Below are 26,396 nucleotides of genomic sequence, written 5' to 3'. Positions count from 1 at the left end.
CGCGTTCCGGTTTCCACTTGATTCAAAATCAATAACTTAGCGACTTCGTAAAGGAAGTGAGCCTCCCCATTTGAATGGGCCCACCGTTAAGATTAGGAAACGGAGGACCAAGAATGGCAAACAAGCGACCGAAGCCGGAAGAAATTGTCTCGAAGTTGCGGCAGGTTGAAGTTCTGATGGGGCAAGGGATGCCGCGTCTGGATGCGATCAGACAGATCGGCGTTGTGGAGCAAACCTATTACCGCTGGCGCAAGCAATATGGCGGAATGGGTGTAGACCAATTGAAGGAACTTAGGCGGCTTCAGAAGGAAAATGAGCGGCTCAGGCGTGCGGTATCAGACCTGACGCTCGACAACATAGCAATCATGTCTGGAGCTATGACTTCGTGCATTGTCGCACCGATGATGGGAAACCTTTCCGGACGTTGAACATCATCGACGAGTTCAGCCGGGAGTGCTTGGCAATCAGGGTAAAGCGAAAACTAAACTCGGCGGATGTGATCGATGCTCTGACGGATTTGTTCATTCTGCGCGGCACACCGTCCTACATCCGTTCAGATAACGGTCCTGAGTTCGTTGCTCTGGCGGTTCGCGACTGGATTGCAGCTGTCGGAGCCAAAACGGCATACATCGAACCAGGCTCGCCTTGGGAGAACGGATTTTGTGAAAGCTTCAACGGTCGCATGAGGGACGAGCTGTTGAACGGGGAAATCTTCTACTCGCTCAGAGAAGCGCAGATCATCATCGAAGAATGGAGGAAGCACTACAACACCAAACGACCACACAGTGCACTGGGTTATCGCCCTCCGGCACCAGAAACCATCATCCCGATGGAACACAGGCCGATCATGCACTAACAATCACGTTGGACCCGTCAGATAGGGCTGCTCACGTTCGCCATTGCCAGCCTCATGACGACGGGCATGGATGGCATCGAAGGACGCATCCTCAGGGAGCTTGAAACTCTCCTGCTCCATCATGGCGGCGACCAGCTCGGGATTGTCTGGGTACTGTGCCTCATAGCCCGACTTATGGTCCTTCCACGCGTCAGAGACGTATTTCAGGAACAGCATCGTCAGGACATAGTCCTTGTAGATCGACGGATCGACTACGCCACGAAAGGTATCACACGCTCCCCATGCGGCCTTGTTGATCTCGGATTGTGTAAGTTGGTTCATTAACGACTGCGCCGCAGAGCCAAAAAAAAAACGCTCGGCGCTTCTCCACTCAAATTGTTGCTTTGCCGGGACCATGAGTTAATTCTGGAGAGGATTCAATTGGCTGTTTGCAAATGGCAGCTATGCACCTTTCTTAGTCACATCAACTCCTGAAGCTTCAATCGGCAGTCGGTGAGCGACTTCCGTAGTACAGTTTTAGTTAACCTGATAACAGTAAGGTTTTTGGGGCGCGCACAGAGAGTGCGCTCTCGCGTAAGTGGCCGCCTTATGTGCTTCAAGTCTGCCTGAGTTTTGTCCCTGAGGATGTTACCGAGTTTTCGGATACCTGCTAAAAAGCACCGAGAGTGTTATTCCGCTCCTGCCCAGCGGAATCTGAGAGATGGGGTGAAAAACACCACATTTCACCCAGCGCGGTTGCCTCAAAGTTGCCTTGCGGTAAAACCACTCGAAATGATCAAGCGGTCGTTGCGCCTTAAGCATATGATCTTTATGGGAAACCAGTGGCGGACCGAGGAGCAACTATATATTTTTTGTAAATATCTGTTATATTAAGATAAAAAAATATATTGTAGAACTCATACCACTAAATATACCACACTAAGAATAGGATCTGGCGTTTCAAAGCCTCAAGTTCGAGTATGACAGAACGACCGGTAAGACGTAATTTAACAGACGCTCGCGCAAAGTGCAGCAAACGACTGCTTCGAGCCCGGAGCAGTCGTTACAGCGGGCAGATATTTTGCCTAAGTCTTCGATCTCATGAGGTAGTGAGTACCGGTTGCGACCAAAATTTGACCGTCAATTACGGGGTTCGTATTTCGATGCTGTCGCATTTGCCTCAGATGCCCTTGGCGGAGCCGACTCCACCAATCGGGCAATCAAAAAAAGAAATTTACCAGTCATCGATATTAAAACTCACCCGTTCTGTCACGGACCTTGAAACCACTTTCCATGATAAGCGTTGTAGGCTCTTTTATCGACGACACAGCTTTTTTAACGTCAATGCTCTCAACGCTTTGGGTCAAATACGTTTTATAAAAGTAACGCGCGTTGGTTGTGTCAGCTGCTGACGTCCATAGTGTGTAGTCAGTGTGTATGCCATCGCCAACTGCCTCGCGAATAGAGCCCTTTGGAATGTCAAAAACGTTCAAGATGTGGAATGCTTTAAATATTGCGTCGTCAACGTCATCAGACGGAAGAGATGTGTTCGCGAAAGCAACAGCTCGGACAAATCGAGCTGGAGATGAATGGTCACCCGGCAAGCCCAACAGGCCGCTGCCTTGTCCGAATGGCGCGATGTTTTCTGAGCCTACTGTCATCAAACCGCGATTTTCACTTTGGAGGCCAACATAATTTCTGAGATTGGTCAGGTGCCAATCGTAAGATGGGTTGTTTGTGACAGCATTAACTGTGTTGTCATAAACTGTAAGGCCGCTCTTGGTGTACTCAATAACAATTGAGGCGCCCGTTGAGTCTGTCACCGCATAGTGAAACGGCGCAAATCCGTCAATTTCGGCCACGTACGTACCCACGACGTCAATGGATGGAAGTGCCGCTTTAACTTCAGCGACTGTGGAGAACTGGCCAAGAATCCAGTTTCCCATTTCTTCGGATGAAACGGCACGGTCGCGATTTTCACCCGTCAATTCAGAGAATACCGCGTCACCGGCAAAGTAAAAAGCGCCAAAGTATAAGCCTTCTGTGTTAACGCCATCAAACACAATTGGCATGTCCAATCCGTTTGCACCTAGAAAGCCGTATTTTGCCTCGTACGCGAAGCCCGTCACATCAGGATTCAAACCGAGTGTTTCAATCGATGTCCCGGATGGAACCGCAAAAATATTTGACTGAATGTCAAAACCAAATTCCATGGTCCGCGCAGGCACTGTTGTGCCGTCTGCCGACTTAAGAACGATTCCTGTGCATGCCAAGGCGCATTGAGTCGTTATAGCCACGGCCAACAACGCCGAACTCACAAGCTTACTTAGTTTCAGAACACTAACTTGTTTCATTGGCCTACTTCCTTTTTTAACCTTGCGCTGTTTTAGTTACGGTAGCGAAACTGAATCGGATCGAAATGACAGCTGACATGCAAGATTCAAGTTCAAAGCCATCATTCGCTGCGATGATCGTGAATGACAATGATTTGGCCATTCGGGTGGATAAACACATTAGGTGCGAACGTCGGGCAAGTCCGCATGTGAGACATAGAACAGAAGCGCAGCGAACGGCCGGATTGAGTTTTGGCCATTTTCACGATTTGAATGTCCGGTTTCGGGAAGTCGTGCTGCACCGCCGCGGGCATTGCCGTGGCACGGTCGACCAATCAAGGTGATTTTCTCCGCGCTAACTTAGTCCCGCAACTCGGACCTTGCTCGCATTAGGATTAAGGTCCGGTTACATCGGTAAGCCGACCTTCACGGACTTAACCGCAGATCATCGACCATTAACGGCCGCTTTCGTCAGCAGCGGACGTTCGTCAAAATTCGGCGGAGGTCCGCAACGCGGGGCGGTCTCAATGGGTCGATGCAACACATGCATTGAAACGCTCGGCTGGTGTTTCGTAGTTGAGCGTCTTTCGAGGTCGTTCGTTGAGCTGCCTTGCGACAGCACTGAGCTTTGCCTGACTATGTATCGACAAGTCCGTGCCCTTTGGGAAGTACTGTCGCAGCAGGCGGTTGGTGTTTTCGTTTGTGCCGCGTTGCCATGGGCTGTGTGGTTCACACAAAAAGACATCGATATCCGTCGCCAGGGTGAACGTCTTATGCCCGGCCATTTCTGTTCCACGATCCCATGTCAGAGAACGATACAGTTCTTTTGGTAGTTTGCGAGACTGCTTGATGAGCGCCTGAATGACGCTGTGGCTGTCTTTGTTGCTGACCTTGGCCAGCATCACAAACCGGGTGTGGCGTTCAACCAGTGTGGCGATGAAGCTGTTGCCGGAACCCGCAATCAGATCTCCCTCCCAGTGTCCTGGCACGGCACGATCCTCGGCCTCTGACACCCCAGCTAGCGCGTCAAAAACGCGGCATGACATCCCCTTCCCTGCTTAGCGACATCGCTTCCCTGCTCTTCTGAAGTCTTTCCCTGTTCCGCGAATTTAATTCCCTGTTAGCGCGGAGCAGGGAAATCGCGTCTAAATCACTGTTCTAACACGAATATTCCGGGCCAAATCCGTTAAAATCACCCGGATTCTTCCAATTTTCCCTGTAAACTCCCTGTTAACAGGGAAAATTCGGCGGAGACCGGTTCGCTCTGGACTGCGTCCACCACCACTTTCCAATCACATGCAGATCGCTCAATCCAAGCACTTTCGCGTGCGCTGGCCTTCGATCGCGGGGCTCTGTTGCAAATTGTTGACATCGGCGGAACGCTGCGCGACGGATCAGCGGTCTTGCCACTGGAAGTGCAAATCGCCTCCGGTTAATCTGATCGCAAACAACGAACGGCAGGATACCCAGCGAAGTCAGGGCTTTGCGGATCAATCCGATGTGGAGAATAAATGCTACAGGCAATACGTGAAGCGCAGGATGTTGGCATTCCGTTCGATGATGTTTTTCCACATTAATACGCGGTAGGATCGGACAGTGTAGCAGCGCCCGAAGGTTAGAATACAGTTGAGTTTACCCCGTTCAAATTTCATCACAGTCCTCGGCTAAACGTTGCGCAACCCGATTGCGCCGATGCCGGCCTACAGCTGTTGATTCTGCGGATCGCGGTCGACACCGGAACGGTCATAGCAGACGATAAACTGGTCGATCTTGGTTCCAATCCGACTTGGCGCGATCTGGAAGACTGGCTTGAAAACCTGGCCGGGCGCTTTGTCATATTCAGCAGGCTCGGGCGCGAACAAAGGCTATATTTCGATCCTACACTGGAGTTTTCCAGTTTCTATGACCCGAAGACGGGCCTAATCGGCTCATCACCTTTCATGGCGCTGGACCGGCCCATCGCACCCGGACGCTATATCCGGGCCGAGGACGTCATGTCGGGGGCAACTAACTTTTCTTTAGGCTTCACTGCTGACCGCGATTTGCGGCTGGTCCGACCAAGTCATTCGCTGACCCTGGACCGGTATCAGCAACATCGCCATTGGCCCCAATCGGACGCGCCGTTTACCGCAGATTCAGATATTGACGCTGTTGCATCAGAAATAGTGAAACGTCTCGGGGCGACAGTTGGTGCACTTGCGCGATCTTTCCGGTCCGCCATTCCGATTACAGGTGGGTATGACAGCCGGGCACTGGTCGCGTCGGCAAAGGAGCACCTTGAACATGTCAGTGCGTTTTATACACGCCGGATTAACTATCTGTCATCGCTGGATTGTCTGCTTGCCCAGAAAATCGGGCAGAAGCTTGGTTTTGAGCCCAAACGGATTGATGGCATGAAACTGGCTGAAGAACACGGCCCGTCGGATGAACTGAGCCTCGAGGAAAAGCTGTTCGGGCTTCGTACGGGCGGACATACATCGACTATGGGGTATCGTGAACTAGCGGCACACGAATTCCTGCCTGATGCCGAGATTTCGATGCGTGGAAATGTCATGGACATGAACCGTGCAAATCAGTGGAAAGGGCAGGATGCGTTTCGGTTTCCACATCTGGTGCGGCGCCTGCGCTTAAGGGCGCCTGATGGCATTCTACCCACTGTCTATTGGCAACGTGAGGTGATGACTTAGCTTGACACGCTGCCACCGGAAACGCACCGCTACGCGTTTGACCTATCATTTCTTGAGAACATCCTTCCAAACACAATGGGTGCCGGGCTGAACGGGATGCCGCGTCACTTTACGCTCAATCCGTTCAATGACAGATATCTGATCTCACGCAGTATGGGCATTACTCCTGCCCTGCGCCGGAACGGAGAGCTGAACGCGGCGATCCTGCGTCAGTCGGTGCCCGAACTGGCCGAACTTCCTTACAACCAAGAAATCAAGCGCGACCCCGAGGCGCGTCGCGCCGCCGAAGCCCTGTTTGCAGATTAAGCGACGCCTAGTTAGGCAGGCATGGCCATTCACTAACCACCTGCCCGCCTCGGACGGCCAGAATGGTGCCAAACTGATTCAGCACAGCCTCGCTTTGATCAGGGCGCAGCAGTGCGATGTCGCCCGGCGATACGTCTGCCGAACGCGGGCCTGTCCACACTTCCTGATTGCTTGAACGGCCGAAGACCGCTGAATAGCCAAATCCTGCAGGGAATACCGGCTGGGAAAGGAAGTGGCCACCAAAGATCGCAATATCCGTTTTTTGTCTCGGCAAGAACTCAAGTCCCGGCAATGCGTTTCCCGGCATTACTTTCAGAACCGGTGTCGCGATGAACGCGGCTGGTTCAAACGCCTGCGTCGTGGCGTGGTCAAAATCGCTGGGCTTTACCAGGACCGAGCCGAATGCGACCTCGTTCGCGGACCCCTCGGCAAGGTAGGATTGAAAGGTCAGGCTGCCGCCTATGTTCAGACACAACCCATCCTCGTCACGCGGCAAAGCGGCGACGGCTGTGTTGAACGCATCTGCGCTGGCCCGAACCGCGCGGTTGCGCAGAATGCCGGGCAGTTTCGCCAAATGCGCCTCGTACCCCATGACCCCGGCAAGCTGTCCGTATGGGTGCGCCATTATTTGTTGGGCAAGTTTTGCGAGATTCTGAGAATTTAGCCCGCCACGGTGCAGGCCGATATCCAGCTCCAAAGACAAACGCAGTGACGTCTGGCAATCTGAAGCCAACGCCAGATATTCCCCAAGCCGAGCTGGGGTGTCGATCAACCATTGAACGCGCCTTGCCGCATCGGGATTGGTGGTCAGTAGCCTTGCAGCCGTACTGACAGGCAAGGGCTTGCCGATCAGATGGTCCGTATCGGCCTCGGCCGTCAAAAGCGCCTGCAACATCGGTTCGGAAAACGTCATCAGGCCAGAGGTCGAGATGCGCTCGCGAATGAAATCCAACAAAGGAAGGCAGGGCAGAGACTTGGCGACCAGCCTGCGGGCCAGCCCAGCGTCAGCAACTCTGTTCGCGACAACACAATTGGCGTCCAAAAAGTCTAAGTCCACTACGACGACGGGCTTGTCGACCCCGTGTGATCGCAGGGCATTTGACAGAGCTTTCAAGGCTGCTGCGTTCATGGCCGAAACAACCGAGCAAGCGAGGGCGTCAGAAATTTACCCTGTGGATCGAGCTGTTCGCGCAACGCACAAAACTGGTCAAAATCCGGATACATTACGGACAGGTCTTTGTAAGTCAGATTGTGCATCTTGCCCCAATGAGGGCGGCCCCCTGCTTCGACAAATAGCGGCTCAATGGCTTCGAAATACCGTTTATGATCCTCGGCTGCGTCGGTGTGGATGGCCATGGAAATGCGCGGCCCACCCTGGAACGGAGACAGACACGCCGTGTCACCAGCGGTCTGGCGCACCTCGATCGGAAAGTAGATGTCCTTATGGTCGCGATGCAAGCGTGTCAGAACCTCTTGCAGAACATCCCCAGCCACATTTGGCGGCAGATGGTATTCCATTTCCTTGAAACGAATATGCCGGTCACTACACAAAACCCGCCAGCTTTCGCCGACGTAATCCTCGTTTGACTGCGCCATTGTTAGCATCTTGAGCAATGCACGACGCAAACCCGCACTGATCCGCCCGGCGTTGCGCGCAAGTTTCAGTACCTTTACAGCGATCATATCCAAATCGCGCGGTGCCTTGCTTTCGGCGGCATCGATGATGGCGTGACGAAGCTCGACAGTTTTTCCGGTAAAGGGGATGTAAAAGAACTCGAAATTCCGGTTCTCCGCCCATTTCTGGTGCATCGTGGCCAGAGTTTCTTCGACCGAGGCAAACCCGACCTGTCGTCGCAGATTGTATTTCGGAACGACCGAAATTTGCGCTTCGGTCAGGACGCCCAACATCCCCATACTGACCTGCGCCATCTCAAGTGGGATATCATCCGTGGTCAGGATATCTCCGCTTGCTCCAATCATCCGAGCTGCGGTGATTTCTGCCGCTAGGCATGGCAAGTCCCGCCCGGTCCCATGGGTCGCGGTCGACACCGCACCAGCCAGAGATTGCGCGTTGATATCCCCAAGGTTGCGGAACGCCATCCCCTTGTCCGTCAGAGCCGGTGACAGATCCCGCAACCGCGCATTTGCGTTAACCCACACCCGATCCTGCCAGGCATCGCCAAGCGTTGGCAGGCCCAAATCCGACAAGTCCACGATCCGGTCACCACCGGCCACGATTGGCGTAAAGGAATGCCCCGCACCCAAGACCCGCAGGCTTTGGGGTCGCGCGATCTCATTTTGCAGTTCAGCAATCGACGTCGGGCGCGCAATTGGCGTATCCGTGCGCTGGTTTCCGGCCCAGTTGGTCCACATGCACTGTCTCCTCCGAGGGAGAGGATTGCAGCACATGCGACACGAAACAAGTCAGGAAAACAGAAGCTTACCCAACGAGAGCTTTGTCAGGCCGCGGCCTCACGTTGCGCAGTAACACGGTCGAACCATGCAATGATGCTTTCAAGATCAGGTGCGATCTGTTCGGCAGCACCACCTGTGAACGCGTCGAATTTTTCTTTGTTTAAACCGTTTACACCAACAAGAACGGGAACATCCAACGCCAAAGCTTCGGCAATTACGGGGCGGAAACCGCGCCCATCCGCCTCATGTTTGCCGAACTTGTTGATGATCAGCAATTGCGGCGCGTCGGCCAGCGAAGAGGTCACATATCCGACGGCCTGTTCCAGCGCGGCAGGATCCAGACGACAACCACGTGACTGCTCACCAAGGGATTGCGAGATACGGATCGTCTCACCCTCGGGCAGAACGCGAACATCCATGTCACATTTGCTGCTATCCGCGCATTCGGTGTTGGTTTGAACCACACCCGCAAGGCTCGCGCCTTTCGCAAGCAGGTGTTCGGCAACCGCGCTTAAAAGACGATCGGTTGCGCCGCGGTCGGTGGTAGTGACATAGGCCAGATGCATCTAAGGACCCCTAAGTACAGATTTGTGACATTCCAGATAGCACGCAAGTACTCGCGCGGCCACTCTCTTGCTTTACGGCAGTGGTGACAACCCGATCACAGGCGCGTGCAGATGAAGCAGGGCCATGAGGATGGCGATAGCAACAAACCAGACCCAAGGGCGCGGCCAAGGACGCGGCGCGCGCAGCGACAGACGACCTGTATTGCGGGACAACCGAGTCCATTCCATACCCATATCGCGTTGTTTACGGCGGTCGATCAAGGCCATGCCTAAGACAGAAAAACCGGCAAAAAGGCCAAACAGGATCACGTGTGACAGACTGCCATTGGCCAGCAGATGCGCCACGGCCCACAGCATTAAGGCGACAAGAATAGGGTGGCGCGTTGTCCGCAGAATGCCCGGTTTTTCAGGATCGAAGGCGCGGCGCCCCATCCCGCCAAAAGAGAACGGGTTTTGGATCGACAAGCCTGCAACCGCCAGCCAACACACGATCGGCATCACCAAGAGTGGTGCCCAGCGAAAAATGGCAAGCGGTGGTATGACCTCAACGTAAGGCGCTTGTGCCGCGGCGACGATCAGCCATGCCAGCACCAGTAAGGAAAGTGCTGAATAAGCAGCGAAATACCCCCTGCGCCCCAACAATTCGATCAACCGTCCGCGAACACCCGGCCTCACCGGGATGGCGTGGCTGAGAAGAAAGGTAATCAGTGCTGCGAGGAAGAAGGCCCAACCAGTCATCGTATTCTCCGAACGTGTTACGCGCGGTCTACGTCCCGAACCCTGTCCGGTCTTTGTCTAAAATCAAGTGCAGGGCAAAAGGGGCGGACGCGCCGCCCCTGCCCCAATTTACAGCCCCAGCGCTTTGCGCCGTTCTTCGGCAAAGCCCTGTACGATACGGTCGGCAACAAGCGCCAGAATCGCCATAGCAGCACCGGCCGAGATGCCCAGACCCACATCCGCCTGCCCCAGTGCAAGATAGATCGACTGTCCCAGACCGGTGGTCCCGATCAGCGCCGCGATCACCAGCATTGCAAAGGCATAAAGGATGGTCTGGTTCAGCCCCAGCAGGATCGTCGGCGCAGCATATGGCGCGCGCACGTCGCGCATGATCTGCCACTCAGTCGCACCGCTTGAGATTGCGGCCTCCATCATCTCGTCCGGTGTGTTGACCAGCCCGTGCCGCGTATAGCGGATCATCGGGACGATTGCGTAGGCACAGATCGCCAGAAAGGCCGAGAACTCGCCAATCTGGAACACCATCAACACCGGGATCAGGAACACGAATAGCGGGATCGTCTGCAGCATGTCGCAAATTGGACGAACGACCTTCCAGACCGGCGCCCATACCGCGCTAGCCAGTCCGATCAAGCCGCCTGCCACGGCGCAGGAAAACACTGCAGCCCCACTGAGGTAAAGCGACAGTAAGGCGCGTTCCCACAGGCCGGAAACAAGGATGGTGCACAGCAAGCCCACCGAAAGCGCCGCCAGACGCCAGCCGCCCGCGACATAGCTGAGCGCGGCAGCGCCGGTAAGAACGAAAGGCCATGGCAGGTTTGCAATACCAGTTTCCAACATTCCGATCAGGATCAGCACGATCAAACCGCCCGTAAGGTGACCGCGCCATGCCATCAGTGCGGCGATGACCGCGCCGACGGCGAAAAGGCCAAAGCTCATCTCAGCCGTCCATTGGAACCCCCATGTGAAGGGCAAAACCGCCTGATCAAGTCCAATCCGCAGTGGCAACAGAACATAGAACAACGAGTTGTTCTTGAGCGCATCCAGCCATGGACCGTTAGCCTGCGTGAACGCAGTCAGGCCGCTATCGACAGCCTCGGCCATCGGGTCCAGCAAGGTCAGTTCGGACGGGTTCGGCAGCCATGCCCAGAAAGCGACGGTGAACAGAGCCGTAAAGCCCAACACCGCCCAGACAACGCGTGGATCATAGCGCTTACGCTCGGTCGCCAACGTACCGCTCATCCGATCGATCACCACGGCAAAGACCACGATGACGAGACCGGCCATCAGCGACTCACCAAACTGCGCCTTGCGCATGGTCAGAAGAACTTCCCAGCCGATATCGTTGAACCCGCCGATAACGGCGGCGATGATGACCATCGAAAGGGCGGCCATCAGGCATTGGTTTACGCCCACCATGATCTGCGTCGCCGCTGCGGGGATTTCGACCTGAAACAACTGCTGAAACCGCGTGCCGCCGGACATGATGGCGGCCTCTTTGATCTCGGGCTCGACCCGTTCCAGACCCAGCATCACGTTGCGCGCCATTGGCGGGGCCGCATAGATGGCCGAAGCGATCAGCCCTACGACCGGACCAAAGCCGAACAACAGCAACAGCGGGGTCAAATAGGCAAAAGTCGGGACCGTCTGCATCACGTCCAACACCGCCTGAACAAAGGACTTCACGCGCGGCACCTCGTTGGCAAGGATGCCGATGGCACCGCCGACGACTAACGCGACGGGCACAGAAACGGCAACCAGCGCCAGCGTATTCATACTCTCGGCCCAGTAGCCCGAGGCCAGCACGAAACACAGCCCAAAGAAACCCAACGCCGCCATGGGCAATCCGCCCAGGAACCAGCCCAGTGCCGTTACCAGACCGATGAGGATGGGCCATGGTGTATTACCTAATACGAAATTGGCCCCGTTCATGGGATATGCCATCAAATCGGAAAACAACCGCATCGCTGGTTTGATGCCGTTCAGAAACCAGTCCAAAAACGCGCCAACCCACTCAGTTGCGGGCAATTCCCAGGCGGTAGGCCATTTGACCAGCCAAGGCGCAAGACCCTCCAACGCAAGGCAAATCGCGCCGACAACGACTGTGATTAATGCCGCCTTCGCGCCAACCGTCAATTGGATCGCGCTGTTGCTGGGGATGTCTGACACGGCAGTCATGTCTCATCCACCTGAAGGGCGGCGGCAAGATCAGAAGGATGAACCGTGCCAACAATATTGCCGTTTTCATCTCGCACAGGAACGGGCTCATAAAGCTCCATGCAATGCGCCAACGCGGCGTCTAGCGTCATCGAGGTTGTCAGGCCAGGATCATCCGGGCCACGTTCAGACTCGTCCCGCATGACCGAGGCAACCTTGGCGTGCTGACCCTTGGCCACGTCTTTCGAGAATTCGCGCACGTAATCATCTACGGGGCGCAATACGATATCCGTCGGCGTTCCGATCTGGACGATCTTGCCATCGCGCATGATGGCGATGCGGTCGGCCAGTTTCAGCGCCTCTTGGATATCATGAGTAATGAAGACGATGGATTTCTTCAGCGTCGCCTGAATGCGCAGGAATTCGTCCTGCAGCTGTCGGCGGATCAGCGGGTCGAGGGCCGAGAACGGCTCGTCCAGAAACCAGATGTCCGGGTTCACCGCCAAAGACCGTGCAATTCCCACGCGCTGACGCTGACCACCGGAAAGCTGACGCGGGTAGCTGTCCTCGCGCCCCTCCAGTCCGACCAGAGTGATGACCTCTTGCGCACGGGCCATTCGTTCCTTTTTGCCGACGCCCGATACGCGCAGTGGATAGGCCACGTTGTCCGCAACAGTCATGTGTGGAAACAGGCCAAAATGCTGGAACACCATGCCCAGTTTTTTGCGCCGCAATTCGGTCAGCGCTTTCTTCGACGCGCCGATAACGTTTTCGCCGTCGACACGGATTTCGCCGCCCGTGCCCGGCAGCAATTGCGAGATACAGCGGATCAGTGTGGACTTGCCCGATCCCGACAGCCCCATGATGACGAAGAGCTCGCCCTCTTTGACTTCGAAATTTGCGTCCTGAACAGCCGGGATGAACCCTTGTTCGCGCAGATCGGTGGCGGCTTTGTCTGCGTCATTCCCTGACCGAGACAGCGCGTCGGTCAGGGCTTTGTCTGCGCCTTGACCAAAAACCTGCCAGAGATTCTGGCAGGTAATGGCTGGCGTATTCGCATCAGTCACTTATGCGAACTCACTGCGTTGCCGCGTCAACAACCGGACGCCATTTGTCTTCGTTCGCAGCCATCCATTCGGCGACAACTTCTTCGACTTTACCGCCGTCAACGTCGATCGCGCCCATCATCGGCTGCTGGTCCTCGACCGCCAATTGATAGTTGGACAGGATTTCATAGGCCGCGGGCCATTTTTCTTCCATCCCGTTCCAGCTGGCTTTGAAGATGCGCGAGGGCGAGAAATCGCAGTCGTTCACGGCGTTCGGGTTCGGTCCCCAGGCCGGATCATTAAAGCAAGCTTCTTCACCGGCAGGCAATTCAACGAACTGAACGTCATAGGCCGACATCGCCCAATGCGGCTGCCAGAAAGTGATCAGCAGCGGCGACTTGCGCTCGGTCGAGGCGCGCAATTCGGCGATCAGAGCACCTTCGGAACCGGCAGGCACAGCTTTGAACGGCAGTTCAAGACCGGTCATACGGTCAGCGCCGGGCGTACCCCAATCGGCAGGATAGTCGACCAGACGACCACCGGGCAGAGTTTCAGCGGTCGCGAAGACCTGCGCGCAATCCTTCAGCGCTTCCCATGCCGGCAGACCGGGGCACAGATCGGCCACGTGCGCCGGATAAGCGATGCCTTCCTTGGCATCCAGACCCAGATCGCCGATTTCGACGACGGTGCCTTCGTCGATTTTCTTGGCGTATTCGTCCGAGACGTTTGACGACCAGATTTCCAGCGTCGCAGTGATGTCGCCATCCGCGATTGCCTGGAACTGGTTCATCATACCAGCGGTCACATATTCGACGTTGTAACCCGCGGCTTTCAGCATCTCGCCCGCCACTTGGGTCGTTACGTGCTGACCGGTCCATTCGTTGATCGCCAGTTTGATCGGCTCGTCCACGGCACCAATATCGGCGGCGTAAGCGGAACCGGCTACCATCATAGCCAACAGGCTGACACTAAGTTTTTTCATCGACATTCTCCCTGTCTTTTTTGTTTTTCGTCCACCTCAGCGCACAGGTGCGCGCCGGAAGGTTGGACAGACGACAATACCATGTCGCAACATGCACAATATTGGCCGCAAAAGGGAAGTGAACACTTTGAACAAAGGCGGAATTTTTCGCCTTGTATTAAGCCGCAAGTCCCCACTCGCTGCGTTGTACTGATCGCGCGCGTTTTTGCTTAACACAAATATCTGGCGCAGGTCTTTGATTGACGAGTCAATCACAAACCCGAATCCCCTGTTTTGTCGAGCATTTCTTTGCTCAATGTTCAATTTTTCTGCATTTTTTTGATCTCAGACGCACCAAATGTCCAAAGCTTCACTCTCTTTGAGACCTTGCAACGAAGCGTTCAACAGGCAACTTTATCGGTGGAGGTCATGATTGATGCATCATTTCGATGAAATTTTTGTAATGGCTGCCAATCGCCATGGTGGCCCGGATGCGTTGAACGAAAAATTGAGCAAACCCAAAAGCCTGGCCGAGCTTACTGAGATGCCGGAAGATCGCTGGCTGTCGATTATTACCAAGACTATTTTTCAGGCGGGGTTCAACTGGAAGGTCATCGAAAACAAGTGGGGCGGGTTTGAAATCGCATTTGACGGTTTCGATGTTGGACGCTGCGCCTTCATGGATGATGAGAAATTCGACGCCTTGCTGCAGGATACCAGCATTGTGCGCAACGGGACCAAGATCGCGACCGTTCGTGACAATGCCGCATTTTTGCTGGAGCTTCGTGATGAAGGCGGTGTGGGTCAAGTTCTTGGCGGTTGGCCATCTGAGGATTATGTCGGTTTGTTGGCGATGCTGGGCAAGCGAGGGTCGCGTCTGGGCGGGGCTTCGGCCCAATACGCCATGCGATTTGCAGGGCGTGACAGTTTTATCCTCTCGCAAGATGTGACCGCGCGGCTGATTGCCGAAGGGGTGGTCGATAAACCCGCGACCTCGAAAAAGGCGATGGCTGCGGTGCAAGAGGCCTTTAATACATGGATGGATCAATCAGGCCGGTCGCTGACCGAAATCAGCAGGGTTTTGGCGATGAGCCTGTGAAAACGGGTTGCAGCGCGGGCACTTCGCATTAGGCTTTGATTATGGCCTTTCGTATTTTGATGACGCTATTAATTTTGCTTGCTGCCTGTGGTCGCCCTTTGACGGATCAGGAACGCGCATTTGCAAGTGCCGTTCAAGGCGACACGCTGGATTTGGATCGCGTGCGACTTGTCGAAGGTGCGCCGGTAACGCCGATCACGTTTTACCGCAAGGACCGGCCGCGCCTGGCCTGTCGGGAACGTATCCTGCCACCAACCGGAGAAGGGGTCGTAACCGCGAAACCCGCCGCTGTTGCGTTGTTCAATAAGGTCTATTTTAACAAGGACTGGTACCTTGAGGACTATATGTCCGATTTCCCGGAACAGATGGACCTGATTGCCGGGATGTTGCTTGCACACGAACTGACCCACGTCTGGCAATGGCAGAACCGCCAGTCCACTGGTTACCATCCCATGCGAGCCGCCGCCGAACATGGCGGAAGCAAGGACCCGTACTTGTTCGACCTGCAAACATCGCCTGATTTTCTATCCTATGGATTCGAACAACAGGGGGCGATCGTCGAGGAATACGTCTGCTGCCGGGCATTGGACCCTACCGCACCGCGGACCCAGCGCCTGCATGACATGTTGGGCGCGCATTTCGACTTGTCACCGCTGCCTGGCGCGCAGCGCGAGCGTGCCGTTGTCATTCCGTGGAGCGGAGCGAAGGTCGAAGGGATTTGCCGCGAAGGCTAAGCCTTATTGCAGCGTCTCCAGATAAGCCACCAGATCCACAATCGGCTGACTGGTCAGGATCGGCTGACCGTCTTGGGTTTTCATCGTGGTATCCTGCCCGTCGAAATAGGGACCGTAAACCGGCATCGGGCTGCCATGACTGACCAAGGGAACACGCCCGTCGATACGCGCCACAACACGGGCTGTTGGGAATACTCCATCCCCGGATGCCAGCTGGGTCAGATCAGTCGGCTGTATCACCAACACACCAGCCATTGGCCCATGCCCGGTCGCATCGATCCCATGACAAGTCGCACAATAATGCTGATAGAGTTCGGCACCGGTTTCAACGTTCTGCGCCATGGTCTGAGACGCCAACGCAGCTACACTCGCACAAACGGCTCTGAACATCGGTCTGATCATCGCATCCTCCTGTCACGATTGACATTTGCAGGCTTGCCCGCCGGGCGGCTTGGCGCAATGATCCAGATCAACGAAGCGGGAGGATACGGGCAATGACACAATACGCAGCCATTATGCTGGCGGCCGGGATCGGCGTTCCGATTCTGGCGGCTTTGAATGCCGCACTGGGCAAGCTGATCGGGTCCCCGACAACCGCTGGCGTAGTCCTGTTTGCCATCGCGTTCCTGGCGTCAGCCCTGGTCATGCTGCTGTTTCCAGGAATGGAAGCGCTATCCAAAGTGGCCCAAGCCCCGAAACACTTGTTGCTGGCCGGTGTTTTGATTGCGTTTTATGTTCTGTCGATCACGCATGTTGCCCCCCATTTCGGGGTCGGCAACGCAGTGTTCTTTGTTCTGCTGGGACAGCTGATCAGCACGGCGGCCATCGATCATTTTGGCCTGTTTGGTGCTCAGGTCACGCCGCTGACATGGATACGGGCCGGGGGCATAGCCGTGATGGCGGCCGGTGTCGCCATCACTCAACTGGCTTAAGAACACCCGCCTCCAGTCGCAGTATACGGTCCATTCGCGCAGCCAGATCCATGTTATGCGTGGCAATCAACGCTGAAAGCCCTTCATCCCGGACCAGCGACATCAAAGCACCAAATACCTGATCCGAGGTTTCGGGATCCAGGTTACCGGTCGGTTCATCCGCCAGCAAAACGCGTGGTTTGTTCGCCAGGGCCCGGCAAAACGCAACACGCTGCTGCTCGCCCCCTGACAGGGCGGCGGGGCGGTGTTTTGCACGTGCCGCCACTCCAACGCGGTCCAGCAAGGCCATCGCCCTGTCCTGTGCAGCCTTTTCGGATACACCGTTAGCCAGTTGCGGCAGGGTGATGTTTTCCAGCGCGGTAAACTCGGGCAACAAATGATGGAACTGGTACACGAACCCAACGTCCTGCCGCCTAAGCGCTGTACGGGTTCGATCCCCCCTGCCCGCTACATTCTGGCCCGCGATCTCAACTGATCCTTCATCTGGTTTGTCCAGTAGTCCGGCAATGTGCAACAGTGTCGATTTGCCTGCGCCAGATGGCGCGACCAAAGCCACAGCCTCACCTGCGCGCAATTCCAGATCGACCCCACGCAACACCTGCACCTCGCCCGGAGTGCCCTTGAGGTAGGTCTTGGTCAAACCGTTCAGCCGCATCGTCAGATCATTCATAGCGCAGCGCCTCAACCGGGTTCAGCCGCGCCGCGCGGCGGGCCGGGAAATAGGTGACAATGAACGACAGTCCCAACGATAGCCCAATCGCCTTGAGAACGTCTGAAAGGTGCAACTCGGCGGGTAGGGAATAGATGCCGCGAATGGACGGATCCCAGACGCCGCCACCCATGACGTAGTTCACGAAGGAGAATATCGGGTCGATGTAGATGGCAAACAGGCAACCGAGGATCACCCCCATAACGGTGCCGATGATGCCAGTGAACGCACCACAGATAAAAAAGACCCGCAGGATCGACCCTTCGCTCAGGCCAATGGTGCGCAGGATACCAATATCGCGCCCCTTGTTTTTCACCAGCATGATCAGGCCCGACACGATGTTCATTGCCGCGATCAAGACGAGGATCGACAGGATGATGAACATCACATTGTCCTCAACCTCGAGCGCACGCAGAAATCCGCCCGAAGCATCCTGCCACGTCCAGATCTGGCTGCGCCCGCCTGCGGCCTCGAGGATGGGGATCAGAACCGGGGTCATTTCCTCGGGCCGTTCAACCATCACTTCGATCTCGTCGGCCACACCGTCACGGTTAAAAAAGCTCTGAGCTTGCGTGAACGGCATGTAAACGCGGGTGCGGTCGATGTCATACCGCCCGGCCGAGAACACATAGACCACCTGATAAGCGTTCACACGTGGAGACGTCCCAAAGGCGGTTTTCACCCCATTGGGTGAGGTCAGTTTGACCGTGTCACCAACCGTCGCTCCGATGCTGCGCGCCACACCGGACCCAATGGCAATCACATCCTCACCGTCTTGAAACTGGGTCAGATCACCGACAGCCTGTTCGCTTTGCGCGACGCCGGGCAGATCGCGCAAGTCGTCGGGGCGGATACCAAAGACCTCGACCCCGCTGCTGCGATCGCGATTGGTAATCAGGACCTGTCCTTTGACCAGCGGGGCCGCGCGTTCCACGCCCGGAACCTGCGCGATCCGGCTGGTCATCTCTTCATATTCCGCGATTGTGCGGTCAACGCGCCCCTGCGCATCAAACTCTCCGGCGGAGTACACAGTCACATGGGCGTTTGCGCCCAGAATCGTGCCAACAAATTCGGACCGAAATCCAGAACGGACGGCCAGAGTGGCAATCAGGGCAAAGACGGCCAGCGTGATCCCGATCAGGGAAATCCACGTCATAACGCTCACGCCACCTTCGGCACGGCGCGCGCGCAGGTAACGCCACGCGATTTTCCACTCAAATGGGGCAAAGGGCGGGGGTGTTCTGGCCATGCCTGCTCCGGTTATTTTGTTGTCGCGACCCTTTCGGCATTTCACCGGATGGTCAAGCCGGTTGTCAGCCGGTCAGCGTTGCCGCGCGGTTTAGCACCTCTTCGGCGCGCGGTCGGGTACAAATACCCCTGTCTTCCAACTCGGAAAACACACGATCCCGCAGATCGCCGGGCAACAGCGACAAGGCGCGGTTATGCAGACCCAACGTCAATGCAGCGGGATCATCCAGCATCGCCAACTGCGATGCCATTTCCTCGGGCGAATAGGTCGGCCAGAACCCGATATTGCATTGCGCGTGGTCCTCGAACCACTGTGCATAGCCATCCGGCGATTTGAGGCAGAACGCATTCAGCAACATGAACTCGGACGGTCGCCTGCGCGATCCGAACAGCGCCTGAACCGAACCGTAGCGATCATTGATCTCGTCCAACAGCGCCAAGGCCAAGGATCGGCGCATCGCGAAAGGGGTCGCAAATGTCGTGGTCTTTAACCCGTTGAGGTCGGTACCGGACGCGCCCAGTGCATCAAGGCTCTCGACCAACCAATTGCGGTGGTAATCGCTTTGGACGTCGATGAAAGCGATACGCGCCGCACCATTGTCAGCAAAGAACTCAGTCGGGTCAAAGCTGCGCAGAAAGACGTTCTTGGTGTCCAGGATAACCATGTTCTCGGACGCCGCAACGCGCGCGGCACCCAGCTTCAGAACTTGCTGACTGCGATACCCGTTGGACCCACGCCACCCCTGCCTGCGAATGCCGGGAATACGAAACCGGTTTTCGATCAGGATCCGATCCGACAAGGATCGCCGCGCGTACTGTCCGGGCTGCAACAACAGGTCATCGCCGCCCAGGACCTGAACCTTGGATCGCAGTGGGCCGTATGAAGCCAAAAGGGGTTCGATTTTTGCCCTGAGCGTATCTTCGGCGCAGTCATTCATGATCACGTGAATAGACGAAACCATGTCCGGATCGACAAAACGGGCAAAAGACAGCGCCTGAAGTTCCAGCAAGGGAAAGTCCCTAGAATACACGACGGTTACGAAACTCAGCACAGCGCAGGCCCTTTCATCGTTTTGCTCGGTTTATCAGTAATTTCGGCGCGGTCAAATTCACTCTCAAAGCCTCGAAAAAGCGAATCAGTAGGGCCACTGGTCAAACGGTCACTCAAACTAAAGAAGATAATTATTCGCTAAAATTTACCTCTGGTTGTTGCACTCTTCACAGACAGCCCGGCATTGTTTCAGGTATGAAGTTAATGTGAGCATGCGAGGCAAACTGACCTCAAAATGCAACATTCTTATCGCAATTTTATTTCGCATTTTGCTTATTTTTGGAAATTTTGTCACCCTGATTGTGGGGAAATACATTTTTGGAGCGGGGGTCGCTCATGAGTATTCGAATTGAAACTGAACAACCGGACGCATTTTCGGTCCGACAAACATCAACAGAACTGGATTATGAATCCGCAGTTCTACTGCGTGCAACGATCCTTCCGATCTTTACCAGCGCTGCAAGCTGGGCTGGTCTGACCGACATCCTGAACGACAAGGGGTATCGCCTCGTCTTCCGGGATGGACGGATGTGCCTAACCGATCAAACCACCGGAGACCGGATTTGCGGTCTGCGTTTTCTGGGCCTTGAGTTCAGGGATCTGGTGCGACGGCTGGGCCGTCCAGTCGTTGTCGCACGGGGCCATGAGGCAGACGGAGATGTTCTGACCGCCCGACCGACGGCCTGACGCGCCTAAAAGCTGCGCCAGAACTGAACGGATCGGTGCGTCGTCTTCCACAGACTATGGCGCGCGGCGGCTTTGATGGCATCCGACGTGCCGGGCTTTAACAAGCGCTCAAGGATCAGCGCCACGGGCATGTGACCGCGTTGGTAATATCGAGCGAAATCGGACTGTGTCAGGCCTTCGGCCGACCTGTACCCGCCGTAGTAATTCATCCAGACACGGGCGTAGTCTTCCGCTGTTGCGTCATCATCGCTGGTGACGCCCCTGCCCCAGAACATGGATATCGGATCATCAATGCGCTCGCCCTGATACCCTTCGGTCAAAAGGCGTAACATCAGATCGTAATCGGCCGCGACGCTAAACTGCGTGTCATGTCCGCCCAGCGCCAAAAACACATCCCGCTTCAGCAACACAGAGTTATGACAGAACGGCATCCGCTGCAGAATCGCAGTCAGCGACATCCGTTTCTCTCGGCTTTCCGACCCATCCTCGAACCGGCGCAGGGTCGAGCCGAACAGGAAAGCCGGCTGTGTCGCTTCAAGCCGATCAGCGACGATGTTCAAAATGTCGTCGGATGCCAGCGAGTCATCCGAGTTCAGGAACAACAGATATTTCCCACGCGCGGCCTTCGCGCCCTTGTTCATCGCGTCATACAAACCGGCATCCGGTTCGCTTATCAGCCGGGTGCGAGCTGCGTCCGCAGTCAGGTCCTGTAAAACCTCGACCGTACCATCGGTCGATGCCCCATCCTGAATGATATGCTCAGCCCGGTCGCAATTCTGACGCGCCATGCACTCGATCACCTCGCGAAAACTGTCCTGCCGTCCTTGCGATAGCAGGTCATAGGTCGCGGTGATGACCGAGATCAGCGGCGCGTCTGAGGTATCAGGCGATGCGCTCATAGATCTCGGCGATCTTGGTGACGGCGGCTTCGGGGGACATCTCCTCGCTTTCGCCTGTACGGCGACAGGTCAGTTCGACCACTCCGTTTTTCAGACCGCGCGGGCCAACGGTGATACGCCAGGGCAAACCAATCAGGTCCATGGTGGCAAACTTGCCCCCTGCCCGTTCCTTTCGGTCATCATACAACGGGTCGAGGCCCAGCGCAGTCAGCGCGCCGTAGATCTTGTTACAGGCGGCGTCAGCCTCGTCATCACCCTGTTTCAGGTTGACGATACCGCAATGGAACGGCGTCACGCCTTCGGGCCAGATGATGCCCTTGTCGTCATGGCTGGCCTCGATGATCGCGCCGATCAGGCGGCTGACGCCGATACCGTGGCTGCCCATGTGAACAGGAACCGGTTTTCCATCGGGGCCTTGAACAGTTGCGCCCATGGCTTCGGAATACTTGGTGCCAAAGTAGAAGATCTGACCAACCTCGATCCCACGCGCCACACGGCGACGCTCTTCGGGGACTTGGTTGAACAGCGCCTCGTCATGGGTTTCATCCGTGCGCGCGTATTTCGAGGTGAACTCTTCGAGAATGGCCTGACACTGCTCGTGGCTGTCATAGTCGATCTGACGATCACCAAAGGTCAGGTCGGTGACTGCACTGTCATAGAACACCTCAGATTCACCTGTATCGGCCAGAACGAGGAACTCGTGCGTGTTGTCGCCACCGATAGGGCCGGAATCGGCTCGCATCGGGATGGCTTGCAGACCCATGCGCTCGTACGTGCGCAGATAGGTGACCAGATGGCGGTTATAGGCGTGCAGCGAGTCTTCTTTGGTCAGGTCGAAATTGTAGCCGTCCTTCATATAGAATTCGCGGCCACGCATTACGCCGAAACGGGGGCGGATTTCGTCGCGGAACTTCCACTGGATTTGGTACAGCGTCAGCGGCAAGTCTTTGTAGCTGCTCACATGACCGCGAAAGATGTCGGTGACCAGTTCTTCGGCAGTCGGCGTGAACAGCATATCCCGGTCATGCCGGTCTTTCATGCGCAGCATTTCCTGACCGTAGTCATCATACCGCCCGGATTCGCGCCACAGGTCCGCCGACTGGATGATGGGCATCTGGATCGCGATGTGGCCAGCGCGTGCCTGCTCTTCATGGATGATGTTTTCCAGCTTACGCAGCACTTTGAAACCCAGCGGCAACCATGAATAAATTCCGGCAGCAGCTTGCTTGATCATCCCAGCGCGCAGCATCAGCCGGTGGCTGACGATCTGGGCCTCGGAGGGGTTTTCCTTGAGAACGGGCAGAAAGTAACGGCTGAGGCGCATTGGTGAACCTTTGAAGGTGAATTTGGACTTCAAAGTTGCTTATGCCAAAGCCCCGCCGGGGGCAATCATGCATTGGTTAATTTGCGACCTCGGGCCAGTCGGTTTTTTGATTGACCCGCCAGTCAGGGTTTTCAATTGTGACTGAAATACCAATTCCAGGGGGCACCCATGCAAACCATTCAGGAACCCGCGCGTCAAATACCGGTTGTTCATCAGACAGACGTTCTTGTGGTCGGGTCAGGACCGGCAGGGCTGGCCGCCGCGCTGGCCGCCGCTCGGGCCGGGGTCGAGGTGTCGCTGGTCGACCGCTTCGGCTGCATGGGTGGCAACATCACCGCCGTGGGCGTTGAGGGCTTCGCCTGGTATCGCCATGAACAGACGGTCGAAGCTGGTGGAATCGGCATGGAGTTCGAGACCCGCGCCAAGGACATGGGTGCTGCCGTACCTGAGAGCCAGTCGCTGAGCTATGAGTTGGACAGCGAGGGTTTTAAGCTAGTGGCCGACAAGCTAGTTGAAGAGGCAGGCGTTCATCCGATGCTGCACCGGCAATTCGTCGCTCCGATCATGGAAGGTGACCGGATCACCGGCATCATTACTGAATCCAAAGCTGGGCGCGAAGCGATTCTGGCAAAGGTTGTGATCGACGCCACCGGCGACGCCGATGTTGCCCACCGCGCAGGCGCGCCGACGCACAAGACCGCCCGCGAAGACATGATGGCCGCTTCGGTGATGTTCCATCTGGCCGGGGTCGACAAACGCGCCTTTATGGAGGGCGTCAAGGCAGATCCCCAGACCTACAAGGATTGGGGCGGCGGCGGCGAGTGGAACATCGAAACTTCGGGCAAAGAAGACGACATGTTCTCTCCGTTCGTGCACAAGCCGTTCCAGCAGGCCATCGATCAGGGCCTGATCCCGCCGCATCTGAACACTATCGCGGGCACATGGGGTGCAATGCACGACACGGGCGAGCTCACTTACATGAACCTCATCCATCTGGGCGAAATCGACGGGACCGACCCCGACAGTCTGACAAAGGGCGAGATTGAAGGCCGCCGCCAATCCATGCTGGCAATCGAGGCGCTTCGTCGCTTTATGCCGGGGTGTGAAAACGCGCGGCTGCGCAATTTTGGGATGACCATCGGAATCCGTGACACACGTAAGATTGACGCGGTCTATAACATGACTGAAGATGACGCCCGCCATCAGGGCCGGTTCGAGGATACAATCGGTATCTATCCCGAGTTCATCGATGGCTATGGCATACTGATCCTGCCGACCACGGGGCGGTATATGCAGGTGCCCTATCGCTCGATGCTGCCCAAAGGCGTCAAAGGCCTCTTGGTTGCGGGCCGCTCGCACGGTGCGGACAAAGTTGCCCACGCTGCAACCCGCAACATGGCCTGTTGCGCGGTCATGGGACAGGGTGCGGGAATTGCTGCAGCCTTATCGCTAAAAAGCAATCAGGACCTACACGCGATGAACCTTGCCCCTGTTCACGCGGAACTGGACCGGCAAGGCGTGAGGATTCACTGATGCAGTCAATCCCCACGATCGACATCTCTCCGCTGCAAGACGCGGCCCATCCGGACCATGACGCAACCGTTCAGCGGATATTGGACGCCTGCACCGACATCGGCTTTCTCTCCATCACGGGCACTGGGGTTTCGCCTGACACCGTTAATCAGGTCCGTGCCAAGACGCGCGCGATCTTTGACATCGACGAACAGAGCAAGTGGGATCAGGCCATCACACGCAACAACTATCGCGGATATATCCCCATGGGTTTCTTCACGCCCAATGATGGCTCGGGCAAGGCGGACAAATACGAAGGTTACAAGCTTCATTTCGAAGTTTCCGAGGACCACCCGGTTCGTGATGACTGTGCGCTTTATGGCCCGAACCTCTGGCCAACTGAAGTACAGGGCGCGCGCGAAGTGATATTGGAGTATTGGTCGCAACTGGACCACGTGGCCGAACTGCTGCTGGGCGCGCTTGAAATTGGGCTGAGTCTGAAGCCCAACGTCCTGAAAGCGGCCTTTGCCATCCCCATGACAAATATGACGCTGTTGCACTATCCACCGCAGGCACCGGATGAGGAAGGCTTTGGCATTCATCCCCACAAGGACACGGATGCCCTGACGATTATCGCCCCCGACCCCGTTGGCGGGCTAGAAGTGCAGACACGCGATGGCGGATGGATCACCCCGGATTGCCCACCCGGCGGCTTTATCGTGAATATCGGCGACATGCTTGAGCTTTGGTCGGGTGGCCAATTGAAATCAACGCCGCATCAGGTGGTCAACAAATCTGGCAAAGAACGCTATTCCTTCCCTTATTTCGCTGTTCCGCGTCACGACGTGATCGTCGAGCCACTGTTGCCGCCGCTGCCCGGCTTTGATCGCCCTGCGGTTCACTGCGGGCATTGGTCGGCCGAAATCTGGCGCACAAACTGGCCCGATGAAACCGCTACGGCTGATACGCCCGAGCTCGGAACGCTGGACTCATAATTCCTGAAAATCCCCAAGGCATGAACCGCTTGCATCGCGGGACCGGTTACGCCAAGAACACCGGTAAGAGCCAAAAACAAGGGGACAAGCATGGCCTTGCCGGTAAAGGATCAACTCAGGTATTGGGGCGTCGCGGCTGCCATTTTTGTGCTTTGCCTATGGGCACTTGGCGACGTTTTGCTACCCTTTGTGATTGGCGGTGCGATCGCCTATTTCCTTGATCCGATCGCAGATCGGCTGGAAAATCTGGGCCTGTCGCGCATGGCAGCCACTGCGATCATCACAGTTGTTGGCATTCTGGGCTTTGCTCTGGCGATCCTGATGGTTGTTCCCGCGCTGATTACCCAGTTGATCGAATTGGTCGAAGTTATGCCGAGCCTGTTCCAACAGCTGCGCAGCTTCATCGAACAACAGTTCCCGTCGCTTCTTGACCGCGAATCCAATTCGCACCAATTCCTCGTCTCACTGGGTGAAACACTGAAGTCCAAAACAGGCGATGTATTGCAATCCGTCGCGGCCTCATTGGGTTCCGCGATCAACGTCGTCGTTCTGTTGGTTATCGTGCCGGTAGTGGCCGTCTACATGTTGCTGGACTGGGACCGCATGATTGCCCGGATCGGGGATCTGCTGCCACGCGATCACGCCCCCACGATCAAACGCCTGGCCGGTGAAATTGACGCGGTTCTGGCCTCATTCGTTCGCGGTATGGGCACGGTCTGCCTGATCCTTGGCACCTATTATGCCGTGGCGCTGATGGCGGTCGGCCTGCAGTTCGGACTGATCGTCGGTTTCATCGCGGGTCTGGTTACATTCATTCCCTACCTCGGCGCGCTGATCGGCGGCACGCTGGCAATTGGTTTGGCACTGTTCCAGTTCTGGGGGGATTGGGCGCAAATCGGTCTGGTTGCCGGTATCTTTGCGCTGGGTCAGGTAACCGAAGGCAATTTCCTAACGCCAAAGCTTGTAGGTAGCTCAGTGGGTTTGCACCCAGTATGGTTGCTGCTGGCTCTGTCAGTTTTCGGTGCCTTGTTCGGCTTTGTCGGGATGCTGATCGCGGTGCCCGTTGCCGCAGCGCTGGGAGTGCTGGCGCGGTACGCAACATCGGTCTATTTGGGCAGCCGCCTGTATACCGGCCTCGAAAGCGCGGATCAGGAAGACCTGTAAG

24 protein-coding genes and 2 pseudogenes are annotated in these 26,396 nt (G+C 56.2%); 10 read left to right on the top strand and 16 right to left on the bottom strand.

Features of this window, described 5'->3' with window-relative positions:
- Positions 1 to 113 precede the first annotated feature (113 nt).
- A pseudogene (locus tag RUA4292_RS06565) lies at positions 114 to 856 on the top strand (IS3 family transposase).
- A gap of 3 nt (positions 857 to 859) precedes the next feature.
- On the opposite strand, the gene RUA4292_RS06560 reads toward RUA4292_RS06565, so the two are convergent.
- The 3 genes and pseudogenes from RUA4292_RS06560 to RUA4292_RS06545 all read right to left on the bottom strand — a co-directional run.
- Positions 860 to 1,177: a type I restriction-modification system subunit M N-terminal domain-containing protein gene (locus tag RUA4292_RS06560; RefSeq protein WP_233493371.1), complete on the bottom strand. Its 318-nt coding sequence runs from the start codon at positions 1,175 to 1,177 to the stop codon at positions 860 to 862.
- Between the two features lie 908 nt (positions 1,178 to 2,085).
- Positions 2,086 to 3,189, bottom strand: coding sequence for a linear amide C-N hydrolase (locus tag RUA4292_RS06555; protein WP_058276868.1), 1,104 nt, complete (start codon positions 3,187 to 3,189; stop codon positions 2,086 to 2,088).
- Positions 3,190 to 3,692: 503 nt separating this feature from the next.
- Positions 3,693 to 4,175: pseudogene (locus RUA4292_RS06545) on the bottom strand (IS30 family transposase); the annotation flags it as partial.
- 702 nt (positions 4,176 to 4,877) lie between these two features.
- On the opposite strand from RUA4292_RS06545, the gene RUA4292_RS06535 reads away from it, so the two are divergent.
- Positions 4,878 to 5,855 (top strand): hypothetical protein, encoded by a 978-nt coding sequence (locus RUA4292_RS06535; protein ID WP_058276865.1) that lies wholly within the window; start codon positions 4,878 to 4,880, stop codon positions 5,853 to 5,855.
- 75 nt (positions 5,856 to 5,930) lie between these two features.
- Positions 5,931 to 6,161, top strand: a complete 231-nt coding sequence (locus tag RUA4292_RS06530; RefSeq protein WP_058276864.1) for a PX domain-containing protein — start codon at positions 5,931 to 5,933, stop codon at positions 6,159 to 6,161.
- 7 nt (positions 6,162 to 6,168) lie between these two features.
- On the opposite strand, the gene RUA4292_RS06525 is transcribed toward RUA4292_RS06530, so the two are convergent.
- From RUA4292_RS06525 to RUA4292_RS06495, 7 genes are all read right to left on the bottom strand, one after another.
- Positions 6,169 to 7,290 (bottom strand): alanine racemase, encoded by a 1,122-nt coding sequence (locus RUA4292_RS06525; RefSeq protein WP_058276863.1) that lies wholly within the window; start codon positions 7,288 to 7,290, stop codon positions 6,169 to 6,171.
- Positions 7,287 to 8,534, bottom strand: coding sequence for a D-arabinono-1,4-lactone oxidase (locus RUA4292_RS06520; RefSeq protein ID WP_058276862.1), 1,248 nt, complete (start codon positions 8,532 to 8,534; stop codon positions 7,287 to 7,289). Before RUA4292_RS06520 ends, RUA4292_RS06525 begins: the two co-directional genes overlap by 4 nt.
- Positions 8,535 to 8,620: 86 nt before the next feature.
- The gene (locus RUA4292_RS06515) at positions 8,621 to 9,142 is read right to left on the bottom strand and encodes a DUF2478 domain-containing protein (protein ID WP_058276861.1); all 522 of its coding nucleotides are present in this window, start codon (positions 9,140 to 9,142) and stop codon (positions 8,621 to 8,623) included.
- Positions 9,143 to 9,214: 72 nt separating this feature from the next.
- Complete coding sequence (locus RUA4292_RS06510) at positions 9,215 to 9,880, bottom strand: NnrU family protein (RefSeq protein WP_058276860.1); 666 nt, start codon at positions 9,878 to 9,880, stop codon at positions 9,215 to 9,217.
- A gap of 108 nt (positions 9,881 to 9,988) precedes the next feature.
- The gene (locus RUA4292_RS06505; protein ID WP_058276859.1) at positions 9,989 to 12,055 is read right to left on the bottom strand and encodes an ABC transporter permease; all 2,067 of its coding nucleotides are present in this window, start codon (positions 12,053 to 12,055) and stop codon (positions 9,989 to 9,991) included.
- Positions 12,052 to 13,101: a quaternary amine ABC transporter ATP-binding protein gene (locus RUA4292_RS06500; RefSeq protein WP_058275679.1), complete on the bottom strand. Its 1,050-nt coding sequence runs from the start codon at positions 13,099 to 13,101 to the stop codon at positions 12,052 to 12,054. The genes RUA4292_RS06505 and RUA4292_RS06500 overlap by 4 nt, the downstream gene beginning before the upstream one ends.
- A gap of 10 nt (positions 13,102 to 13,111) precedes the next feature.
- Positions 13,112 to 14,062, bottom strand: coding sequence for an ABC transporter substrate-binding protein (locus tag RUA4292_RS06495; protein WP_058276858.1), 951 nt, complete (start codon positions 14,060 to 14,062; stop codon positions 13,112 to 13,114).
- A gap of 415 nt (positions 14,063 to 14,477) precedes the next feature.
- Between RUA4292_RS06495 and RUA4292_RS06490 the strand changes: the two genes are divergently transcribed.
- Positions 14,478 to 15,140, top strand: a complete 663-nt coding sequence (locus tag RUA4292_RS06490; protein WP_058276857.1) for a DNA-3-methyladenine glycosylase I — start codon at positions 14,478 to 14,480, stop codon at positions 15,138 to 15,140.
- A 41-nt stretch (positions 15,141 to 15,181) separates the two neighbouring features.
- Positions 15,182 to 15,874, top strand: a complete 693-nt coding sequence (locus RUA4292_RS06485; protein ID WP_058276856.1) for a hypothetical protein — start codon at positions 15,182 to 15,184, stop codon at positions 15,872 to 15,874.
- 3 nt (positions 15,875 to 15,877) lie between these two features.
- On the opposite strand, the gene RUA4292_RS06480 is transcribed toward RUA4292_RS06485, so the two are convergent.
- Positions 15,878 to 16,276: a c-type cytochrome gene (locus RUA4292_RS06480; protein WP_058276855.1), complete on the bottom strand. Its 399-nt coding sequence runs from the start codon at positions 16,274 to 16,276 to the stop codon at positions 15,878 to 15,880.
- Between the two features lie 92 nt (positions 16,277 to 16,368).
- Between RUA4292_RS06480 and RUA4292_RS06475 the strand changes: the two genes are divergently transcribed.
- On the top strand, positions 16,369 to 16,806 hold the full coding sequence (locus RUA4292_RS06475) for a DMT family transporter (RefSeq protein WP_058276854.1): 438 nt from the start codon (positions 16,369 to 16,371) through the stop codon (positions 16,804 to 16,806).
- Here RUA4292_RS06475 and RUA4292_RS06470 read toward each other — a convergent pair.
- From RUA4292_RS06470 to RUA4292_RS06460, 3 genes are all read right to left on the bottom strand, one after another.
- Positions 16,790 to 17,476 carry an ABC transporter ATP-binding protein gene (locus RUA4292_RS06470; RefSeq protein ID WP_058276853.1) on the bottom strand — a complete coding sequence of 229 codons (687 nt, stop codon included), beginning with the start codon at positions 17,474 to 17,476 and terminating at the stop codon, positions 16,790 to 16,792. The two genes, RUA4292_RS06475 and RUA4292_RS06470, sit on opposite strands and share 17 nt — an antisense overlap.
- On the bottom strand, positions 17,469 to 18,764 hold the full coding sequence (locus tag RUA4292_RS06465) for a lipoprotein-releasing ABC transporter permease subunit (protein WP_058276881.1): 1,296 nt from the start codon (positions 18,762 to 18,764) through the stop codon (positions 17,469 to 17,471). Before RUA4292_RS06465 ends, RUA4292_RS06470 begins: the two co-directional genes overlap by 8 nt.
- Positions 18,765 to 18,828: 64 nt before the next feature.
- On the bottom strand, positions 18,829 to 19,815 hold the full coding sequence (locus RUA4292_RS06460; protein ID WP_158506975.1) for a DUF6492 family protein: 987 nt from the start codon (positions 19,813 to 19,815) through the stop codon (positions 18,829 to 18,831).
- A 335-nt stretch (positions 19,816 to 20,150) separates the two neighbouring features.
- Between RUA4292_RS06460 and RUA4292_RS06455 the strand changes: the two genes are divergently transcribed.
- Positions 20,151 to 20,501: a hypothetical protein gene (locus tag RUA4292_RS06455; RefSeq protein WP_058276851.1), complete on the top strand. Its 351-nt coding sequence runs from the start codon at positions 20,151 to 20,153 to the stop codon at positions 20,499 to 20,501.
- Positions 20,502 to 20,506: 5 nt separating this feature from the next.
- On the opposite strand, the gene RUA4292_RS06450 is transcribed toward RUA4292_RS06455, so the two are convergent.
- Together RUA4292_RS06450 and proS are read right to left on the bottom strand one after the other, a co-directional pair.
- A complete protein-coding gene (locus tag RUA4292_RS06450) occupies positions 20,507 to 21,400 on the bottom strand; it encodes a glycosyltransferase family 2 protein (protein WP_058276850.1) in 894 nt (297 codons plus the stop codon).
- Positions 21,384 to 22,724 carry a proline--tRNA ligase gene (gene proS, locus RUA4292_RS06445; RefSeq protein WP_058276849.1) on the bottom strand — a complete coding sequence of 447 codons (1,341 nt, stop codon included), beginning with the start codon at positions 22,722 to 22,724 and terminating at the stop codon, positions 21,384 to 21,386. The genes RUA4292_RS06450 and proS overlap by 17 nt, the downstream gene beginning before the upstream one ends.
- Positions 22,725 to 22,892: 168 nt before the next feature.
- Between proS and RUA4292_RS06440 the strand changes: the two genes are divergently transcribed.
- The 3 genes from RUA4292_RS06440 (at position 22,893) to RUA4292_RS06430 (ending at position 26,395) form a co-directional block, all read left to right on the top strand.
- Positions 22,893 to 24,257 (top strand): FAD-dependent oxidoreductase, encoded by a 1,365-nt coding sequence (locus tag RUA4292_RS06440; RefSeq protein ID WP_058276848.1) that lies wholly within the window; start codon positions 22,893 to 22,895, stop codon positions 24,255 to 24,257.
- Positions 24,257 to 25,231 carry an isopenicillin N synthase family dioxygenase gene (locus RUA4292_RS06435; RefSeq protein WP_058276847.1) on the top strand — a complete coding sequence of 325 codons (975 nt, stop codon included), beginning with the start codon at positions 24,257 to 24,259 and terminating at the stop codon, positions 25,229 to 25,231. The genes RUA4292_RS06440 and RUA4292_RS06435 overlap by 1 nt, the downstream gene beginning before the upstream one ends.
- Positions 25,232 to 25,321: 90 nt before the next feature.
- Positions 25,322 to 26,395, top strand: a complete 1,074-nt coding sequence (locus RUA4292_RS06430) for an AI-2E family transporter (protein WP_058276846.1) — start codon at positions 25,322 to 25,324, stop codon at positions 26,393 to 26,395.
- The last annotated feature ends 1 nt before the right edge of the window (position 26,396 follow it).

The sequence above is a fragment of the Ruegeria atlantica genome (genome assembly GCF_001458195.1).
GTDB lineage: Bacteria > Pseudomonadota > Alphaproteobacteria > Rhodobacterales > Rhodobacteraceae > Ruegeria > Ruegeria atlantica.
Note: the sequence above shows the minus strand (reverse complement) of the source record. Positions and strands in the feature narration are given on the sequence as shown.

Bases quoted from the DNA above. Each gene is read 5' to 3' on its own strand.
- proS (WP_058276849.1), bottom strand. From the start codon at position 22,724: ATGCGCCTCAGCCGTTACTTTCTGCCCGTTCTCAAGGAAAACCCCTCC.
- RUA4292_RS06470 (WP_058276853.1), bottom strand. From the start codon at position 17,476: ATGAATGATCTGACGATGCGGCTGAACGGTTTGACCAAGACCTACCTC.
- RUA4292_RS06530 (WP_058276864.1), top strand. From the start codon at position 5,931: ATGGGTGCCGGGCTGAACGGGATGCCGCGTCACTTTACGCTCAATCCG.
- RUA4292_RS06490 (WP_058276857.1), top strand. From the start codon at position 14,478: ATGCATCATTTCGATGAAATTTTTGTAATGGCTGCCAATCGCCATGGT.
- RUA4292_RS06495 (WP_058276858.1), bottom strand. From the start codon at position 14,062: ATGAAAAAACTTAGTGTCAGCCTGTTGGCTATGATGGTAGCCGGTTCC.
- RUA4292_RS06520 (WP_058276862.1), bottom strand. From the start codon at position 8,534: ATGTGGACCAACTGGGCCGGAAACCAGCGCACGGATACGCCAATTGCG.
- RUA4292_RS06435 (WP_058276847.1), top strand. From the start codon at position 24,257: ATGCAGTCAATCCCCACGATCGACATCTCTCCGCTGCAAGACGCGGCC.
- RUA4292_RS06475 (WP_058276854.1), top strand. From the start codon at position 16,369: ATGACACAATACGCAGCCATTATGCTGGCGGCCGGGATCGGCGTTCCG.
- RUA4292_RS06510 (WP_058276860.1), bottom strand. From the start codon at position 9,880: ATGACTGGTTGGGCCTTCTTCCTCGCAGCACTGATTACCTTTCTTCTC.
- RUA4292_RS06450 (WP_058276850.1), bottom strand. From the start codon at position 21,400: ATGAGCGCATCGCCTGATACCTCAGACGCGCCGCTGATCTCGGTCATC.
- RUA4292_RS06485 (WP_058276856.1), top strand. From the start codon at position 15,182: ATGGCCTTTCGTATTTTGATGACGCTATTAATTTTGCTTGCTGCCTGT.
- RUA4292_RS06555 (WP_058276868.1), bottom strand. From the start codon at position 3,189: ATGAAACAAGTTAGTGTTCTGAAACTAAGTAAGCTTGTGAGTTCGGCG.
- RUA4292_RS06465 (WP_058276881.1), bottom strand. From the start codon at position 18,764: ATGGCCAGAACACCCCCGCCCTTTGCCCCATTTGAGTGGAAAATCGCG.
- RUA4292_RS06455 (WP_058276851.1), top strand. From the start codon at position 20,151: ATGAGTATTCGAATTGAAACTGAACAACCGGACGCATTTTCGGTCCGA.
- RUA4292_RS06480 (WP_058276855.1), bottom strand. From the start codon at position 16,276: ATGATCAGACCGATGTTCAGAGCCGTTTGTGCGAGTGTAGCTGCGTTG.
- RUA4292_RS06525 (WP_058276863.1), bottom strand. From the start codon at position 7,290: ATGAACGCAGCAGCCTTGAAAGCTCTGTCAAATGCCCTGCGATCACAC.
- RUA4292_RS06560 (WP_233493371.1), bottom strand. From the start codon at position 1,177: ATGAACCAACTTACACAATCCGAGATCAACAAGGCCGCATGGGGAGCG.
- RUA4292_RS06505 (WP_058276859.1), bottom strand. From the start codon at position 12,055: ATGACTGCCGTGTCAGACATCCCCAGCAACAGCGCGATCCAATTGACG.
- RUA4292_RS06430 (WP_058276846.1), top strand. From the start codon at position 25,322: ATGGCCTTGCCGGTAAAGGATCAACTCAGGTATTGGGGCGTCGCGGCT.
- RUA4292_RS06440 (WP_058276848.1), top strand. From the start codon at position 22,893: ATGCAAACCATTCAGGAACCCGCGCGTCAAATACCGGTTGTTCATCAG.
- RUA4292_RS06515 (WP_058276861.1), bottom strand. From the start codon at position 9,142: ATGCATCTGGCCTATGTCACTACCACCGACCGCGGCGCAACCGATCGT.